Here is a 17479-nt window from a genome sequence, read left to right on the forward strand (position 1 = left end):
TGTGAAAAACCGAGGGCAGAAAAGACAGGTGAGCGCCGTTGCATCGCGTCGGCAGGGCGCTTCCCGCCGCCACCCCAAGCCTGACAGCGCGTGCCGGACGGCACCCGCGCTGCTGCAGCGCTCCTTGGGGCGAAGCCTGCGATTTTACGGCCAGGGCCGTGCCTGTGCTTCCGGCTGTGTGCCCAGCCGCTGCACCAGGAAGTCGATCATCGCCCGCACCTTGGCCGGCGTGTGCCGCGCCGCCGGCCAGACGACGTGGATGCCGCCCAGATCGCGCGCCGGCTGCTCCAGCGCCAGCGCCTGCAAAGCACCGCGCGGCGCGGCCGCAGGCCATCGTGCTCATCACGGCGCACTGGTTGGCGCCGCCGCCCAGCCCGGCCTGCTGGCCGACTGGGCCGTGGCGAGCGGCCCCGCCGGGCGCCTGTCGCACCCGCCGCGCGCCGAGGAGCATCTGCTGCCGCTGCATGTGGTGGCCGGCGAGGGCCGGTTCACGGTGCGCCTGGAAGGCATACCCGAGGCCGACATGGACAAGTTCGAGCAGAGGTCGTGGCCGAGCACGCGCAGCGCATGGCGCGCGGGGCGCTGCACCACTGGGGCCTGCAGACGCTGACCGTGCACCGGTCTTGATATGGTTTTTGTATATCGCCGGCATTGGCTCAATTGATTTTTCTTTTGCGGCTGGTTTTCCTACCATGGGCGCAGCCGTGAACGGCCTCTTCTTTTCACCCCCGCACCAGGAGCGCCCCATGACCGACCCCCGCAAGCAATGCCCTTTCGCCCACGCTGCCACCCACCTGACCACCGACTTCGGCGCCCCCGTGCCGACGAACCGCGACAGCCTCACGGCCGGAGCGCGCGGCCCGCTGCTGGCGCAGGACGTGTGGCTCAACGAGAAGCTGGCCAACTTCGTGCGTGAGGTGATCCCCGAGCGGCGTATGCACGCCAAGGGTTCCGGCGCGTTCGGCACCTTCACCGTGACGCAGGACATCACCCGCTACACCCGCGCTGCTCTCTTCAGCCAGGTGGGCAAGCAGACCGAGATGTTCGCGCGCTTCACCACCGTGGCCGGCGAGCGCGGCGCGGCCGACGCCGAGCGCGACATTCGCGGCTTTGCCCTCAAGTTCTACACCGAGGAGGGCAACTGGGACATGGTGGGCAACAACACGCCGGTGTTCTTCATCCGCGATCCGCGCCAGTTCCCCGACCTGAACAAGGCCGTCAAGCGCGACCCGCGCACGAATCTGCGCAGCAGCACGCACAACTGGGACTACTGGACGCTCATCCCGGAGGCGCTGCACCAGATCACCATCGTCATGAGCGAGCGCGGCATCCCGGCGAGCTACCGCCACATGCACGGCTTTGGCTCGCACACCTACAGCTTCTGGAACGCGGCGGGCGAGCGCTTCTGGGTCAAATTCCACTTCAAGACGCAGCAGGGCATCCGGAACCTGAGCGACACCGAGGCCGAGGCCCTGATCGGCCGTGACCGCGAGAGCCACCAGCGCGACCTGTACGAGGCCATTGCGCGCGGCGACTTCCCGAAGTGGACGATGTACGTGCAGGTCATGCCCGAGCAGGATGCCGAGAAGGTGCCCTACCACCCCTTCGACCTGACCAAGGTCTGGCCGCACGCCGACTACCCGCTGATCGAGGTCGGCGAGTTCGCGCTCAACAAGAACCCCGAGAACTTCTTTGCCGATGTGGAGCAGAGCGCCTTTGCGCCCAGCAACCTGGTGCCCGGCATCGGCGTGTCGCCCGACAAGATGCTGCAGGCGCGCCTGTTCAACTACGCCGACGCACAGCGCTACCGCCTGGGCACGAACCACCAGCAGATCCCCGTCAACGCCGCGCGCTGCCCAGTGCACAGCAACCACCGCGACGGCCAGGGCCGGGTGGACGGCAACTACGGCAGCGCGCCGCACTACGAGCCCAACAGCTTTGGCCAGTGGCAGGCGCAGCCGCAGTTTGCCGAGCCGCCGCTGCGCCTGTCGGGCAACGCCCAGCATTGGCGCTTTGACGAGGACGACAGCAACTACTTCGAGCAGCCGCGCAAGCTCTTCCAGCGGATGAACGCGGCGCAAAAGCAGGCCCTGTTCGGCAACACCGCCCGCGCCATGGGCGACGCGCCCGAGTTCGTCAAGCACCGCCACATCCGCAACTGCCACGCCGCCGACCCGGCCTACGGCGCCGGCGTGGCCCAGGCGCTGGGGCTGGACCTGCACAAGGCGCTGGCCTCGCAGCACGACGACCCGATGTGGGGCAACCCGCTGGTGGCGCTTCCGGCATAAAAAAGGCCGCTAACGCTTACCAGACAAGCGCTAACAGCTATTAAATTAATAGCAAATTACCCCCCACCCCGCAAGCGCCGGTAGAGCGTGCGTTCGCTGATGCCCAGGGCCTGCGCCTGGGCGCGGCGCGTGCTGCCGGGGGATGGGGCTGGCGCCAGCGGCAGGGCGCTGGGCGCGCCGTCGAGCGCCAGCGCCTGGGCCACGGTGGCGGTGCTGATGTCGCTGCCGTCGCTCAGCAGCGCGGCGCGTTCGAGCACGTTGCGCAGCTCGCGCACGTTGCCGGGGAAGGGCTGCTGCGCCAGCAGCTGCAGCGCCTCGGGCGCCAGGCGCAGTGTCCGCCCGGGGGCCAGGCGCTGCAGCAGGGCGGCGGCCAGCAGGGCGATGTCCTCGCGCCGCTCGCGCAGCGCCGGCAGGCGGATGGGGAAGGTGCTCAGGCGGTAGTACAGGTCCTGGCGAAAGCGCCCGGCGCGCACCAGGGCCTGCAGGTCGTGGTGCGTGGCCGCCACCAGGCGGATGTCGGCGCGGCGCAGCTCGGTCTGACCGACGCGGCGGTAGGTGCCCGATTCGAGCAGGCGCAGCAGCTTGACCTGCATCGACAGCGGGATGTCGCCCACCTCGTCGAGGAACAGCGTGCCGCCTTGTGCCGCCTCCACCAGCCCGGCGCGGGCGGCGTGCGCGCCGGTGAAGGCGCCGCGCTCGTGGCCAAAAAGTTCGCTCTCGAACAGCGTCTCGGGCAGGCTGGCGCAATCGACGACCACCAGGGCGCGGGCGGCGCGGCTGCTGGCGTCGTGGATGGCGCGCGCCGCCAGCTCCTTGCCGGTGCCCGATTCGCCCAGCAGCAGCACGCTGGCCGCGCTCGGGCCGACGCGGGCGATCAGCCCCAGGAGCGCCTGGAAGGCGGGCGCACGCCCGATCATGCCGGGTGCGCCGTCGCCCGCGCTGCCGTGGTGCGCCAGCGGCAGGGGCTCCATTTTTTCCAGGAAAAAGGCGGGTGCACCGTCGGCCGCTTCGGCCCCGGCCAGCGGCAGCAGTTCGATCTGCACGTACTCCTCGCCGTGGCGGCTGTGGTGCAGGTGCAGCACTTTTTCGCGCGCGCGGCTGTGCAGGGCCTGCGCCAGCGGGCAGACCTCGCCGGCCTGGTCGCAGGGCACGCTCGAATGGTGCGAGACCTCGTGGCAGCGCCGCCCGAGCACGCCCTGGCCCTGGCCGTACTGGCGCCGGTAGGCGGCGTTGGCCGCCAGGATGCGGTAGCTGCGGTCGAACAGGATGTGCGGCTCGGGCAGCGCCTCCAGGTAGGCGCTCCAGCTGGGCAGGTCGGTCGAGGGTGCGGTCATGCCCCATGCTGCCACGAAATGGCAGCCTCTGCCGTCACACTGCCAGCAATGGCCGACCGTGCCATTGCGGCATCGGGCCGTAAGCCCTTGTTTTTGCACGACCATGGCTGGGGAGCGTGCCCCCTGCGGGGCTGGCACGGCTCTTGATATACGACAAGCATCCACATCCTGACTTGCTGCCATGCCGCTTGAGACTCCGCCGAAAACCAGCCCGCCGAAAAACTTCATTCCCCTGTACCAGGCGAAAACCAAGGTCTACCCGCGCGCCATCGACGGCGTCTTCAACCGCTGGCGCTGGCTGCTGGTGCTGTGCACGCAGCTGGTGTTTTATGGCCTGCCCTGGCTGCAGTGGGGCGAGCGCCAGATGGTGCTGTTCGACCTCGGGGCGCGGCGCTTTTACCTCTTTGGCCTGGTGCTGTACCCGCAGGACTTCATCTACCTGACGGGGCTGCTCATCATCTCGGCGCTGTCGCTGTTCCTGTTCACGGCGGTGGCCGGGCGGCTGTGGTGCGGCTTCTCGTGCCCGCAGACGGTTTACACCGAGATTTTCATGTGGCTGGAAAACCGCATCGAGGGCGACCGCAGCGCGCGGATGCGCCTGGACAAGGCACCCTGGACGTCCTGGGAAAAGCTCTGGAAGAAGGGCGCCAAGCAGCTCGCCTGGATCAGCGTGGCGCTGTGGACGGGGTTTACCTTCGTCGGCTTCTTCGTCCCCATCCGCGAGCTCGGCGGCGAGCTCATGGCGCTGAGTGGCACCTGGCAGCTGTTCTGGGTCGGCTTCTACGGCTTTGCCACCTACGGCTTTGCCGGCTATATGCGCGAGCAGGTGTGCAAGTACATGTGCCCCTACGCCCGCTTTCAGAGCGCGATGTTCGACAAGGACACGCTCATCGTCACCTACGACAGCGCGCGCGGCGAGCCGCGCGGCGTGCGCAGCAAAAAGGTCGATCCCAAGGCCGCCGGCCTGGGCGACTGCATCGACTGCTCGCTGTGCGTGCAGGTCTGCCCCACCGGCATCGACATCCGCCACGGCCTGCAGTACGAATGCATTGGCTGCGGCCTGTGCGTCGATGCCTGCAACTCGGTCATGGACAAGGTTGGCTACGCCCGCGGCCTGATCCGCTACACCACGCAAAACGGCATGGCGCAGGGCTGGAGCCGCCTGCAGATGCTGCGCCGCGTGCTGCGCCCCCGGGTGCTGCTCTACAGCGCCGTGCTCTGGGGCCTGTGCGGCGCCATGCTCTGGAGCCTGAGCCAGCGCGTGCCGCTGAAGGTGGATGTGGTGCGCGACCGCGCCACGCTCTCGCGCCTGGTCGCTGGCGGCCAGCTGGAGAACGTGTACCGCCTGCAGATCATGAACGCCACCGAGCAGCCGCAGCGCTACCGCATCAGCGCCAGTGGCCTGCAGGGGCTGCGCGTGGCCTCAGAGGCCGAGGTCAGCGTCGAGCCGGCGCAGTCGCGCTGGGTGCCGGTGCAGCTGCACATTCCATATGGCAGCGCCGAAGCCGGCTCGCACCCGGTGCAGTTTCACATCGACGCCGTAGGCGGGAGTGACAAGGTGACGGAAAAAGCCGTGTTCCTGGTGCCGCGCTAAGGCGACGCTGAAAAAGTCCCCGCGATGCGATGCGCCCTGGTTTGGGATGAGCTGCAAGGCGCAAAGCGCAGCAATAGCCGCAGCTATTGCGAGCATTTGCAACGCCGCAGATCGCCCAAACCGGGGATGCGGCGCGCGCGAGGAGCTTTTTCAGCGTTGCCCTAAAGCCACCGCAGGGCGGCGGCGCAGCACTTACTGCGCCGCTGCCGGCAGGCCAAAGACGCGGTCAAAGCTCCAGTTGAAGACGTAGGTGTAGGCCAGGAAGAACAGCAGCAGCCCCGCTTCGAGCACCAGCGCCTGCCACAGGCCGATGCCGAACCACCAGGCCATCAGCGGCACCAGCACCAGCGCCAGCCCGCCCTCAAAACCCAGCGCGTGGACTGCGCGCCGGCGCACCGAACGGCCTTTGACGCTTTGGCGTGCCTCCCAGCGTTCAAACAGGTGGTTAAAGCCAATATTCCAGGCCACGGCAATCGCGGACGCCACCACCGCCATGGCCCCCGAGGCGGCGGGCTGCTGGCCCAGCAGCACAAACAAGCCGCTGGCGCAGGCAATGGCCAGCAATTCATACAGGGTGACGAACACCACCCGGCGCAGCGGGCCCTGCAGCCCCTTTGGCGAAAAAACAACAAACATGGGGCGCGAGTATAGGCCGCACGCCCTCCCAATGCCGTTGAACGGTTTTTGCCATACATCGCATTGCCAATAAAAACAATTCGCATTAACATTATTGATGAAAGCCAGCTTGGCTCCATCGCGTCTATTTCTGCACGGAGTAGCCTAGCGTCAGGGGTTGCCGCCAGCCAATATTCTCAACCCCTGCCATCCGCTGCGCCTGCGTGCCCGTGCGGATGCCTGCCTTGCAAGAGCTTTCATGTTGCGACAACCCTTTCGCCTGACTCCGCTGGCCGCCTGCGTGGCTTGTTTGTTTTTGACCGCCCACGCCGCCGCACAAGATGCTGCCGCGCCATCGGCCACCGTCCTGGCCCAGGCCGACACGGCCAAGCCCCTGCCCGCCGTCACCGTCACGGCCACCATGACGGAGCAAGATGCACGCACCGCACCGGCGAGCGTGACTGTCATCACCGCCGACGAGCTGGCCAAGAAAAACGCTGCCGATCTGCTCGATGCAGTGCGCCAGGCCCCCGGCGTCACCCTCACCGGTCGCCAGGTGGGTGGCCGCAAAACCATGGCTCTGCGCGGCCTGGAAGGCAAGCACACGCTCACTCTTATCGACGGCCGGCGCATCAGCGCCAGCGACGACGTAATTGGCCACTCGGACTACCAATACGGCTGGCTGCCTATTTCGGCCATCGAACGGGTGGAGATCATCCGGGGCCCGATGTCGGCGCTGTACGGCTCCGAGGCGCTGGGCGGCGTAGTCCACCTGATCTCGAAAAAACCCAGCGACCGCTGGAGCGGCTCGCTCGGCCTGGGTGGCAGCGTGCCCCTGGAGTCGGACAGCGCTGCGCACGAGGCACGCACGTCGCTCTACGCTTCCGGCCCCCTTGGGGATCGGGTCCGCCTGTCAGTGCAGGCCGAGCGCGCCTACCGCCAGCCCGTGGCCAATCTGGACGACCCAAGCATCTCCGAGATCGAGGGCAACCGCCCTCAGAACCTGGGCGTTAACGCCCAATGGCAGCTGACCCCCGGCCACGAAATCGAAGGCGGCCTGGTCGATGGCCAGGAGGAGCGCCACGCCAATGAGCGGGGCTATACCCCCCGGCCTTACGCCAACCGTTACGACCTCGACCGCAAGCAGGCCCATATCGGCTGGAAGGCCGACTGGGGCACCTGGCGCAGCCAGCTGCGCGCCTACCGCAGCGAGATCGACATCCGCAACAGCCGCAGCAACGGCGTCACCCCCACGCGCCCGCAAAACATGCAGGACGATGTCGTAGACGGCCACGCCAGCACCCGCTGGGGCGCGCACCAAATCACCCTCGGTGGTGAGTGGCGCAAAGAAAACCTGGTCAACGCCGGGCTCAAGAATGGCGCAGACGACGCCACCCACAAAGCGCTGTTCGTGCAGGACGAGTTCGCCCTGACCCCCAACCTGCTTGCCACCCTGGGCCTGCGCACCGACCACCACGCGCTCTTTGGCTCCGAAACCAGCCCCCGCGCCTACCTGGTGTGGGAGGCCAGCCCCGCCCTGGTCGTCAAAGGCGGCTGGGGTCATGCCTTCAAGGCCCCCACGCTCAAACAAATTTCGCCCAACTACGTCGGTGCCGAAGGCCCGCACAGCTTCCTGGGCAACGCCAACATCAAGCCCGAGTCATCGAACTCGTTTGAAATCGGCGCCGACTGGCAAGCCGCCGAACGCCTATCGCTGCGCGGCACGTTCTTCCACACCGAGGTGAAGGATCTGATCACCTACAAGCTGCTGCGCCAAATCGGCTCGCGCCGGGTGTACCAGTACGACAACGTGGATGCGGCCCGCATCCAGGGTCTGGAGCTGGGAGCAACCTGGAACATTTCCTCCGCCCTGCAGTGGAGCACCGACGCCACCTTGCTGCGCACCCGCGACAAAAGCACCGGCAAAGATCTGGCCGACCGCCCCGACACCAGCCTGGCTTCGCGCCTGAACTGGCGCCTGGGCGCCTGGCAAACCCTGCTGGGCCTGGAATACACCAGCAGCCAAACCGCCACCGGCGGCGCAGCCCTGCCCAGCTACACCCTGTGGAACCTGAGCACCGGCCGCGCCTGGACACTGGGCGAGGGCCGCAGCCTGCACCTGCGCACCGGCATCGACAACCTGGCCAATGTGCGCCTGGCCGACAAAACCACCGACTTCGGCTACGCCGAGCAAGGCCGGCGCCTGTTCGTCAACGCCCGTTTGGACTTTTAAAGCGACCCCTCCCCCCACGGGGGAGGACCGGGGTGGATACCCCACCCCGGTTGCTCTTAATTTGATAGCTGCTTGCGCTTAACCAGCAAGCCCTAGAGGTTGATTTCATGCTTAAACGACTGCTGCAAGTCCTGCTCGCCCTGCTGCTGTGTGCCACAGCGCAGGCACAGCAGAACCAGCCCCCGCTGTCGCTGCTGTTCATCGCCACCGGCAACGTGCCGGCGGGCAAGTTCCGCCAGCTCCAGGCCATTGCCGAGCCGCTGGGCCTGCAGCTGCAATTGCGCTACCTGCACCAGCTGCCCAAGAACCAGGACGCCGGCCTGTGGCAAGGCCACGCCGCCGTGCTGTTCGACAGCTATCTGCAAGACGAGGTCAGCGAACACCTGACCCAGGCCCTGCCCGGCCTGAAAGCGCCCCACCTGTGGCTGTACGACCAAAACCCGCGCTGGGGCGGCTTTCCCGAACCCGTGGCGCGCCGCCTGATCGACTACTACAGCAACGGCGGCCAGCAGAACTTTGGCGGCTTCTTCGCCACCCTGGCGGCGCAGCTGCGCGGCCAGCCGCTGCCGGCAGTGGCCGCGCCCGTCATCTACCCCAAGGCGGCCTTCTACCACCCCAAGGCAGCGCAGCAGGTGTTTGCCAGCGCGCAAGCCTATTTCGCCTGGCAGGGCGTGGACGCGCGCGCGCCGCGCAGCGCACGCAAGCCCATCGTCGCCATCGCCCTGCACCAGCAGTACATCGCCTCCATGCAGACCGCCTTCATCGACGACCTGGTGGCGCGCATCGAGGCCGGCGGCGCGGTGGCGCTACCGTTCTACACCCCCATGATGGATCCGCGCAGCTTCACCAAACTGCTGCAGCCCCAGGCCGGGCAGCCACCGCTGGCCGACGTGCTCATCACGACGCAAATCATGCTCACCGGCGACGACCGGCGCAAAGAATTCGAGCAGTTCGGCATCCCCGTGCTGCAGGCCATGGCCTACCGGGGCGGCGAGGAGGCCGACTGGGAAAAAGACCCGCAAGGTATGCGCATCATGGACGTGCCGTTCTACCTCGCCCAGCCCGAGTACGCCGGCGTGACCGACATCCAGATCGCCGCCGCCACGCGCAAAAGCGACGACCAGATCCTGCCCATCGCCGCCCAGGCCCAGGCGGTGGTGAACAAAGCCCTGGCCACGGCCCGCCTGCAGCGCCTGCCCAACGCCGAGAAAAAAGTCGCCGTCATGTTCTGGAACTACCCGGCGGGCGAGAAGAACTTCAGCGCCTCCTTCATGAACGTGCCGCGCAGCCTGCAAAGCACGCTCACCGCCCTGGCCGGTGCCGGCTACCAGACCGAGACGCCGGATGAAACCCACCTCATCACCGTGCTGCAGCGCCTGCTCGCGCCCAGCTACCGCGCCGGCCAACTGCCGCAGCTGCTGCAAGACGGCCTGGCCGCGCGCCTGCCGGTGAAGGACTACCGCGCCTGGCTCACCGGCCTGCCACCGGCCACGCAGCAGGCGATGGCCAGCGCCTGGGGCGCGCCGGAAAAATCCCCCTGGGTGCTGCGCCAAGGCGGGGAGGACTTCTTCGTCATCCCGCGCCTGCAGCTCGGCCACATCACCCTGCTGCCCCAGCCCGGACGCAGCGGCGCACAACCGGGCGGCCAGGACGCCCGCGCCAAAGAGAAAGAGCTGTACCACTCCACCACCGCGCTGCCGCCGCACCACTACCTGGCAAGCTACCTGTGGATGCGCCAGCAGGCCGACGCGCTGGTGCACTTTGGCACCCACGGCACGCAGGAATGGCTGCCGGGCAAGGAGCGCGGCCTCTCGGTGTACGACGCGCCGCTGCTGGCGCTGGGCGACATTCCCGTGGCCTACCCCTACATCGCCGACAACATCGGCGAAGCCACCCAGGCCAAGCGCCGGGGCCGCGCCACAATAGTCAGCCACCAGACGCCGCCCTTTGCCCCCGGCGGCCTGCACGACGCACTCACGCAGATCCACGACCTGCTGCACCAGTGGCAAGCGCAGGACGAGGGCGCAGTCAAAGAGCGCCTGGCCGCCGACCTGCTGGCAGCGGCGCACAAGGAGCGCATCGTCGCCGACCTGGGCTGGAGCGAGGCGCGCGTGCGTGCCGAGTTCCCGGCCTTTGTGCAAACCCTGCACGACCACCTGCACGAGCTGGCGCAAACCGCCCAACCCCAGGGCCTGCACACCCTGGGCCGCGCGCCCGAGGAACTGCACCGCCTGGGCACCGTGCTGCTGGCGCTGGGCAAGCCGTTTTGGGAAGCCGCAGCGCACCAGGCTGGCGTGCCCGCGCAAGACCTGGACGAGGCCCTGGTCGGCCCCTGGGACAAGCTGGCGCAGACCGCGCCCTACCAGCTCCTGAAAAAGCATGTAATCGACGGCCAGAGCACGTCCAGCCTGCCCGAGCAGCTACAAAAAGCATTGCAACAAGCGGCCAGGATGTATGCCGACATCGGCGCCCAGGGCGAGCTGCCGGGCCTGCTGGCGGTACTCGGTGGCCAGTACCTGCCCACCTCCTACGGCGGCGACCCGATCAAGAACCCCGACGCCTACCCGACGGGGCGCAACCTCTACGGCTTCGACCCCTCGCGCATCCCCACCAAACAAGCCTGGGAAGCGGGCAAGCAGGCGGCCGAGAACATGCTGGCCGAGCACCAGAAGCTGCACGGCCAGCCGCCGAAAAAGCTCACCTTCAGCCTCTGGTCGGTCGAGACCATGCGCCACTTCGGCCTGCTCGAAGCGCAGGCGCTGTGGCTGCTGGGCGCAGAGCCCGTATGGGACGAGGGCGGGCGCGTGACGGGCGTCAGGCTCGTGCCGCGCAAAGAGCTGGGCCGCCCCCGGGTGGACGTGGTGCTCTCGGCCACCGGCCTGTACCGCGACCATTTCCCCAACGTCATGAAGCAACTGGCCCAGGCGGTGCTGCTGGCGTCGCGCGCCCGGGGCGAGGCCGACAACCCCGTGGCCGCCAACAGCACGCGCATCACCGAGCAACTCATCGCCCAGGGCGCCGATGCCCAGGCTGCTGAACTCGCTGGTGCGACGCGCATCTTTGCCTCGGCCAGCGGCAGCTACGGCACCGGGCTGGACGACGCCGCCCTGGCCACCGACACCTGGAAGGGCAAGGCCGAGGGCGACCGCAAGCTCGCCGAGCTGTACCTGGCGAAGATGCAATACGCCTACGGCCCGGACGAGAAGCAATGGGGCAGCGCCGGCGTGGCCGGGGCCAGCGGCAAGGGCGGCCAGGCCATCAACCTCTACGCCCAGCACCTGCGCGGCACCGAGGGCGCAGTGCTCTCGCGCAGCTCCAACCTCTACGGCATGTTGACCACCGACGACCCCTTCCAGTACCTCGGCGGCATCGCGCTGGCCGTGCGGCACCTGGACGGCAAGGCGCCGCAGCTCTACATCAGCAACCTGCGCGGCGCGGGCGCGGGCCGGGTCGAGGGCGCGGCGCAATTCCTGGCCAAGGAGCTGGCCACGCGCCAGTTCCACCCCGGCTACATCCAGGGCCTGATGAAGGAAGGCTACGCCGGCACGCTGCAGGTGCTGGACGCGACCAACAACTTCTGGGGCTGGACGGCGACCGCGCGCGAGATCGTGCGCGACGACCAGTGGCAGGAAATGGTCGATGTGTACGTGCGCGACAAGCACCAGCTGGGGCTGAAAAAGTGGTTCGAGTCCAAGAACCCGCACGCGCTGGCACAAACCATAGAACGCATGATCGAAGCCCAGCGCCAGGGCTACTGGCAGACCGACGCCGCCACGGTCAAAGAGCTGAAAAACCGCTGGCGCGACCTCTCGCAGCGCTTTGACGTCAAAACCGACAACGCCGCCTTTGCCGCCTACGTGGGGGCCAGCGCCAGCCCTGGCGCCGGCTTTGGCATGGACGCGCCGCGCAGCAACAGCACCGCTGCCGCTGCCGCTGCCGCCGCCGCGCCGCCGCCGCCTGCCGATGCAGCCCCCGCCCAACCCACGCCGCCCGAACCGGCCGCACCACCGCCACCGCCGCCGCCCATCAGCGGTATGCGCCTGGAATCCGTGCCGCCCACGCCCCCGGCTGATCCGCTGGATGCGCCGCTGCGCCACCTGGGCTTTGGTCTGGCGCTGGCGGCCATCACCGCCGGCGGCGCCTGGCGCCAGCGGCGGCTGGGTGCGGTTTAACCCCTTTTTTTTATTGCCCACAGGAGTCCTACCCATGAACACCCCCCTTGAAATGGCGATGTACGACATCAGCCAGTTCTTCCTCTACCCCGTGCTGCTCGCCATCTCGGCGCTGTTTGTGCACGCCTTCTACGCCCTGGGCGCTTTTGCCTGGCAGGCGCTGCAGCGCGCGCGCGGCCAGGCCAACGGCTATGAGCTGCACGCCGTCCACGCCAGCCAGCCGGGAATGACGCTGCTCGAACTCGAAACCCTGGCCGTCAAGCGCCTGGAGTTCGCGCGCATCGCCACCCGCGTCGCGCCCATGCTCGGCCTGGTAGCGACCATGATCCCCATGGGCCCGGCGCTCAAGGCGCTGGCCGATGGCCAGCTGCAGGATGTCTCGCGCAGCCTGATGATTGCGTTCTCCGCCGTCATCCTGGCGCTGCTGGCGGCGGCCATCAGCTTCACCGTGGTCAACGTGCGCAAACGCTGGTACAGCGCCGACCTGGCCGCCATCGAGGAAGGGCTCACGGCCCCCGTCGCCGCCGCGCACCAGGACGCCGCCCTGGCGGAGGCCACCGCATGAGCGCCCACCCCGCCCAAGAAGCCGCACGCGCGCGCCGGCGCAACCTGCTCGACGACAGCGACGAGGACGATCCCATCCTCTCGGTGGTCAACCTCATCGACGTGTTCCTGGTCATCATCGCCGCGCTCTTGCTGGCGGTGGCGCAAAGCCCGGCCAACCCGTTTGGCGCCGAGCAGGTCACGGTCATCAAAAACCCCGGCAAGGAGAACATGGAAATCATGATCAAGGACGGGCAGAAGATCGAGCACTACAAGGCCAGCGGCGAGATCGGCGAAGGCCAGGGCGCCAAGGCCGGCGTGGCCTACAAGATGAAGGACGGCTCCATGGTCTATGTGCCGGAGGCGGGTAGCGCAAACGATAAGCAATAACACCTATGCCAGCGATGGGCGCCGGTTATAGTCCAGCTTTTCACGCAAGAGGCACCGATGAACATGCACCACCTACCGCGCACCGCACTGGCCATGGCTCTGGGGTTGGTGTTGGCGGCTTGTGGCGGCGGCGACAGCGACAGTGCTCCGCCGCTGCCCGCCACACCAACCACACCAACAACGCCCCCCGTCACGCCACCCGTCACGCCCCCTACTCCCGTCACGCCGACCACGCCGCCCGTCACGCCCCCGCCTGCAGCCAGCACCGGCCTGCAAGCGGCTTGCAGCGGCGCCTTCTGCGGCGCTGCCAGCAACAGCAGCTACAGCGGCGCAGGCGTGGGTGTCTGGAACTACAGCAACACCTCCGCCCAGACGGTGCGCCTGCCCGTGTCCCTGAGCCAGCTCGGCCAGCGCAGCCTGACCCTGGTGTACTCCAACCCCAACGCCCCCGGCGTGCAAATGCCGACGCTGACCCTCACGCCCAAGGCCGGCACCAGCACGCGCCAGGCGCTGCAGGGCGACGATGCCCAGGAGCATGGCAACCAAATTCCGGCCGCCGTGCGCGACTTCCGCCCCGCCGAGCACCTGCGCACCGGCGCCGCTGCCGTGCAGGCCGCCCAAACCCCGCGCGCGGCAGCGGCCAGGGGCAGCGAGCGCAGCTGGTTCATCAGCCTTGACGAGGGTATGCAAGCGCGCACCGCCACGCTGCAGCGCCAGGCCACGTTTGCCGATGGCCGCGTCATCAACCTCTGGCTGGAGAACACCGAGACTGGCAGCAGCAAGGTCACCGACGCCATCCTCGACACCCTGCTCGACCGCTTTGCCCGGCCTCAGTATTCGGTCTATGGCATGGTCACCGGCCTGGCCGGCCAGCCCTGGGGCACATACGGTAACTACACCGATTTGATTACGTCCAGCCAACCGATCGACATCGTGCTCGTCAACTTCATCCCCGACGGCAAGCCTTATGGGCTGATGGGCTACTTCCATTCGCTCAACAACTTCAAGAAAAACCCTGCCCACGACCAACTCAAGTACAGCAACGAATCGCTGTCGTTTTACATCGACACCGAGACGCTGTACCTCGACAAAACCAAGGGCATGGACGCGCAGGTGGGCACGCTGGCGCACGAGTTCATCCACATGATCAACTTCTACCAGCGCAGCGTCCTCAAGGGCCCGCGCTACGCCTTCGACACCTTCCTCGATGAGATGTCGGCGGTGATGATCGAAGACATCCTGAGCGAGAAACTCACCCCCGGCAGCAACAGCGCCCGCGACGGCCTGGTGCCGCGCTGGCTCAACCGCTCGACCTTCAACTGCGACCCAACGAACTGGGGCATCGGTGACACCTGCTTTGGCTACAACGTCGTCGGCGCCTACGGCGCCTATCTGCTGCGCCAGTACGGCGTGGGCTTTTACCAGCAGCTGCTCAAAGACACCTCGTCGAGCGACTCCTGGACGGTGCTCGACCACGCCATCACCCAGGCCGGCGGCCCGGGCCTGGCCGGCACGCTGCCGCGCTGGGGCAGCAGCATCGCCTTGCTGCCGGCGGCGGCCTCGCCGCAGGGCTTTGGCTACCCGCAGCGCCAGGACGCCAGCGGCTACACCCTGGTCGGCATCGACGGCCCAGCCCTGGCCGCTGCGCGCCAGCTGCCCACCCAGGTGCCCAGCACCCTGGTCGGCCACGGCCACTTCCCGTTCACGCGCCAGAGCGACGCCCAGGGCAACTACCAGGAGCAGCTGGACGTGCCACCCGGCATCACGCTGACCGTGGTCGTGCAGTAACCCAGCCCGCCACCCCGCCCGCCCGGACGCTCCCAACGTCCGGGCTTTTTTTTGCCTCTAGCGCCCATCCCTGCTGCGCGAGCAGCTACGCAAACCATAGCAACACCCCTGAATGCGATAGGGCCTATGCCGCCCCCGCATACCAGCCAAACACAGCCGCCTTGGACAGCGGCAAAACCCAGGAGTAAGCTGCCCGGCTTGCATTGTTCGTCCCACAAGGAGACTCCATGACAAGCCATACCCTGCCCTCTTACCTCGATCCGAACCACCTCGGCCCCTGGGGCATTTACCTGCAGCAGGTCGATCGCGTCACGCCCTATCTGGGCAGCCTGGCGCGCTGGGTGGAAACCTTGAAGCGCCCCAAGCGCGCGCTCATCGTCGATATCCCGATCGAGCTCGACAACGGCACCATCGCCCACTACGAGGGCTACCGCGTGCAGCACAACCTGAGCCGTGGCCCGGGCAAGGGTGGCGTGCGCTACCACCAGGACGTGACGCTGTCCGAAGTCATGGCCCTGTCGGCCTGGATGAGCATCAAGAACGCCGCCGTCAACGTCCCCTACGGCGGCGCCAAGGGCGGCATCCGCGTCGATCCCAAGACCCTGTCCACAGCCGAGCTCGAACGCCTGACGCGCCGCTACACCAGCGAGATCGGCATCATCATCGGCCCCTCCAAAGACATTCCGGCGCCGGACGTGAACACCAACGGCCAGGTCATGGCCTGGATGATGGACACCTACTCCATGAACACCGGCGCCACGGCCACCGGCGTCGTCACCGGCAAGCCGGTCGATATCGGCGGCTCGCTCGGGCGCGTCGAGGCCACCGGGCGCGGCGTGTTCACCGTTGGCGTCGAAGCCGCCAAGCTCACCGGCCTGACGATTGCCGGCGCCCGCGTGGCGGTGCAGGGCTTTGGCAACGTCGGCGGTACGGCGGGCAAGCTGTTCGCCGAGGCCGGCGCCAAGGTCGTCGCCGTGCAAGACCACACCGGCACCATCCACAACGACCGGGGCCTGGACGTGCCGGCACTGCTCGAACACGTGCGCAAAACCGGCGGCGTGGGCGGCTTTGCCGGCGCCGACGTCATGGCCAAGGACGAGTTCTGGGGCGTGGCCTGCGACATCCTCATCCCCGCCGCGCTCGAAGGCCAGATCACCAAGGACAACGCCGGCAAGATCCAGGCCAAGCTGGTGATCGAGGGCGCCAACGGCCCCACCACGCCCGAGGCCGACGACATCCTCAACGACAAGGGCGTGCTGGTGCTGCCCGACGTCATCGCCAACGCCGGCGGCGTGACGGTGAGCTACTTCGAGTGGGTGCAGGACTTCTCCAGCTTCTTCTGGACCGAGGACGAGATCAACGCCCGCCTGGTGCGCATCATGCAAAACGCCTTTGCCGCCGTCTGGCAGGTGGCGCAAGAGAACAAGGTGAGCCTGCGCACGGCCACCTTCATCGTCTCGTGCAAGCGCATCCTGCACGCCCGCGAAGTGCGCGGCCTGTACCCCTGAGCCGCCCGCTTGCGCTCTCTGAGGAGCGCCCGCCTTCGCACCCAGCCCCGCCCAGCGGGGCTTTTTTATTGCGGCGCCACGTCCGGCGGCGGCGCCACCGGCAGCACGGTGCGCAGCGCCAGGCAAAACGGCTGCTCGCAGGGCGCGCGCCCGGCGTAGGGGCAGCCGGGCTGGGCGCACAGGCGGGCCTCGCGCTCGGCCGCCAGGGCCTCGTCGCGCGGCAGCTGGCCGCTGGCCTGCAGCGCCGCCAGCAGCAGCCAGGGGTCCGTGCGATGGGCCCCCGCCAGCAGCTCGCGCCCGTACAGCGGCGGGGCCAGGGGTGCAAATTCCAGCACCAGCAGCGCACTGCTGCGCGCCGGCGTGGAGCCCGCGCCTTGCAGCACCAGCGCCCAGGCCCCTGAGGTCAGCGCCTGCGGCCATCCGGCAAAACGCGCCTGCAGCGGCGGCTGGCCTGCCGCCGGCGGCTGCGGCTGGGCCTGCGCCCAGGCTGGCGGCGTGCGCAAGGTCACGACCACGCTGCGCAGCCCCTGCTCTGTCTGCACCAACCCCTGGCGCACCAGCCAGGTGACCAGCGGCGGCACGCCGGGCGCAGCCTGCGCGCCATCGACCTGCGGCAGCAGCGCCGCCGGCCAGGGCTGGGCCGCCAGCATCTGGGGCGCGCGCGCCGGCGCGACGAGCTGCTGCAGCAAGGCATCGACCAAGGCGCGCTGCGGCGCCGGCACCGCAGCCACCGGCCAGGCCGGCAGTGCCGCAGTCACGGTCGGTGGCACTGCCGCCTTGAGCTGGCTTTGCGCTTGCGGCGAGAGGTGCAGCAGATCGGGCGCCGCCGATAGTGGCTGCGGCAAAGGGGGGGACGCTGGCGCCTGCCCCGGTGCAGCGGGCGCTGGCGCGCTGGCGTCGAGCAGGCTCGCCTGGCGCTGCAAGGCGGCCTCCGCCAAGCGCTGCGCCAGGGCCGGTGGCGCAGGTGGCGAGGGCATCAGGGGCGGCGTACTGGGCATGGCGGCATTCTGCGCC

The 17479-nt window shown here is 68.2% G+C and carries 12 protein-coding genes and 1 riboswitch; of the genes, 9 read left to right on the forward strand and 3 right to left on the reverse strand.

The window, feature by feature from the left end; all coding sequences use genetic code 11:
- Nucleotides 1–23 precede the first annotated feature (23 nt).
- Nucleotides 24–132, reverse strand: a riboswitch (S-adenosyl-L-homocysteine riboswitch).
- Nucleotides 133–259: 127 nt separating this feature from the next.
- Together G7045_RS14775 and G7045_RS13880 are read left to right on the forward strand one after the other, a co-directional pair.
- A complete protein-coding gene (locus G7045_RS14775) occupies nucleotides 260–610 on the forward strand; it encodes a hypothetical protein (RefSeq protein WP_166155515.1) in 351 nt (116 codons plus the stop codon).
- A gap of 136 nt (nucleotides 611–746) precedes the next feature.
- Entirely contained in the window at nucleotides 747–2288 is a 1542-nt protein-coding gene (locus G7045_RS13880; protein WP_166160164.1) for a catalase, read from the forward strand.
- Between the two features lie 56 nt (nucleotides 2289–2344).
- Here the strand turns inward: G7045_RS13880 and G7045_RS13885 are convergent, their stop codons facing one another.
- Nucleotides 2345–3622 carry a sigma-54-dependent Fis family transcriptional regulator gene (locus G7045_RS13885; RefSeq protein WP_166160165.1) on the reverse strand — a complete coding sequence of 426 codons (1278 nt, stop codon included), beginning with the start codon at nucleotides 3620–3622 and terminating at the stop codon, nucleotides 2345–2347.
- A gap of 181 nt (nucleotides 3623–3803) precedes the next feature.
- Between G7045_RS13885 and ccoG the strand changes: the two genes are divergently transcribed.
- Nucleotides 3804–5216, forward strand: a complete 1413-nt coding sequence (gene ccoG, locus G7045_RS13890; protein WP_166160166.1) for a cytochrome c oxidase accessory protein CcoG — start codon at nucleotides 3804–3806, stop codon at nucleotides 5214–5216.
- Nucleotides 5217–5408: 192 nt separating this feature from the next.
- On the opposite strand, the gene G7045_RS13895 is transcribed toward ccoG, so the two are convergent.
- The gene (locus G7045_RS13895; RefSeq protein ID WP_166160167.1) at nucleotides 5409–5852 is read right to left on the reverse strand and encodes a PACE efflux transporter; all 444 of its coding nucleotides are present in this window, start codon (nucleotides 5850–5852) and stop codon (nucleotides 5409–5411) included.
- Between the two features lie 238 nt (nucleotides 5853–6090).
- On the opposite strand from G7045_RS13895, the gene G7045_RS13900 reads away from it, so the two are divergent.
- From G7045_RS13900 to G7045_RS13925, 6 genes are all read left to right on the forward strand, one after another.
- Nucleotides 6091–8064: a TonB-dependent siderophore receptor gene (locus tag G7045_RS13900; RefSeq protein WP_166160168.1), complete on the forward strand. Its 1974-nt coding sequence runs from the start codon at nucleotides 6091–6093 to the stop codon at nucleotides 8062–8064.
- 107 nt (nucleotides 8065–8171) lie between these two features.
- Nucleotides 8172–12236: a cobaltochelatase subunit CobN gene (cobN, locus tag G7045_RS13905; RefSeq protein ID WP_166160169.1), complete on the forward strand. Its 4065-nt coding sequence runs from the start codon at nucleotides 8172–8174 to the stop codon at nucleotides 12234–12236.
- Between the two features lie 34 nt (nucleotides 12237–12270).
- On the forward strand, nucleotides 12271–12801 hold the full coding sequence (locus tag G7045_RS13910) for a MotA/TolQ/ExbB proton channel family protein (RefSeq protein ID WP_166160170.1): 531 nt from the start codon (nucleotides 12271–12273) through the stop codon (nucleotides 12799–12801).
- Nucleotides 12798–13169, forward strand: a complete 372-nt coding sequence (locus G7045_RS13915; protein ID WP_166160171.1) for a DUF2149 domain-containing protein — start codon at nucleotides 12798–12800, stop codon at nucleotides 13167–13169. The genes G7045_RS13910 and G7045_RS13915 overlap by 4 nt, the downstream gene beginning before the upstream one ends.
- 57 nt (nucleotides 13170–13226) lie before the next feature.
- The gene (locus G7045_RS13920) at nucleotides 13227–14957 is read left to right on the forward strand and encodes a hemagglutinin (RefSeq protein ID WP_166160172.1); all 1731 of its coding nucleotides are present in this window, start codon (nucleotides 13227–13229) and stop codon (nucleotides 14955–14957) included.
- Nucleotides 14958–15184: 227 nt separating this feature from the next.
- Nucleotides 15185–16465 (forward strand): Glu/Leu/Phe/Val dehydrogenase, encoded by a 1281-nt coding sequence (locus G7045_RS13925; RefSeq protein WP_166160173.1) that lies wholly within the window; start codon nucleotides 15185–15187, stop codon nucleotides 16463–16465.
- A gap of 65 nt (nucleotides 16466–16530) precedes the next feature.
- Here G7045_RS13925 and G7045_RS13930 read toward each other — a convergent pair whose 3' ends face one another.
- Nucleotides 16531–17463 carry a hypothetical protein gene (locus G7045_RS13930; RefSeq protein ID WP_166160174.1) on the reverse strand — a complete coding sequence of 311 codons (933 nt, stop codon included), beginning with the start codon at nucleotides 17461–17463 and terminating at the stop codon, nucleotides 16531–16533.
- Between the last annotated feature and the right edge of the window lie 16 nt (nucleotides 17464–17479).

Source organism: Acidovorax sp. HDW3, from assembly GCF_011303755.1.
Lineage (GTDB): Bacteria > Pseudomonadota > Gammaproteobacteria > Burkholderiales > Burkholderiaceae_C > Paenacidovorax.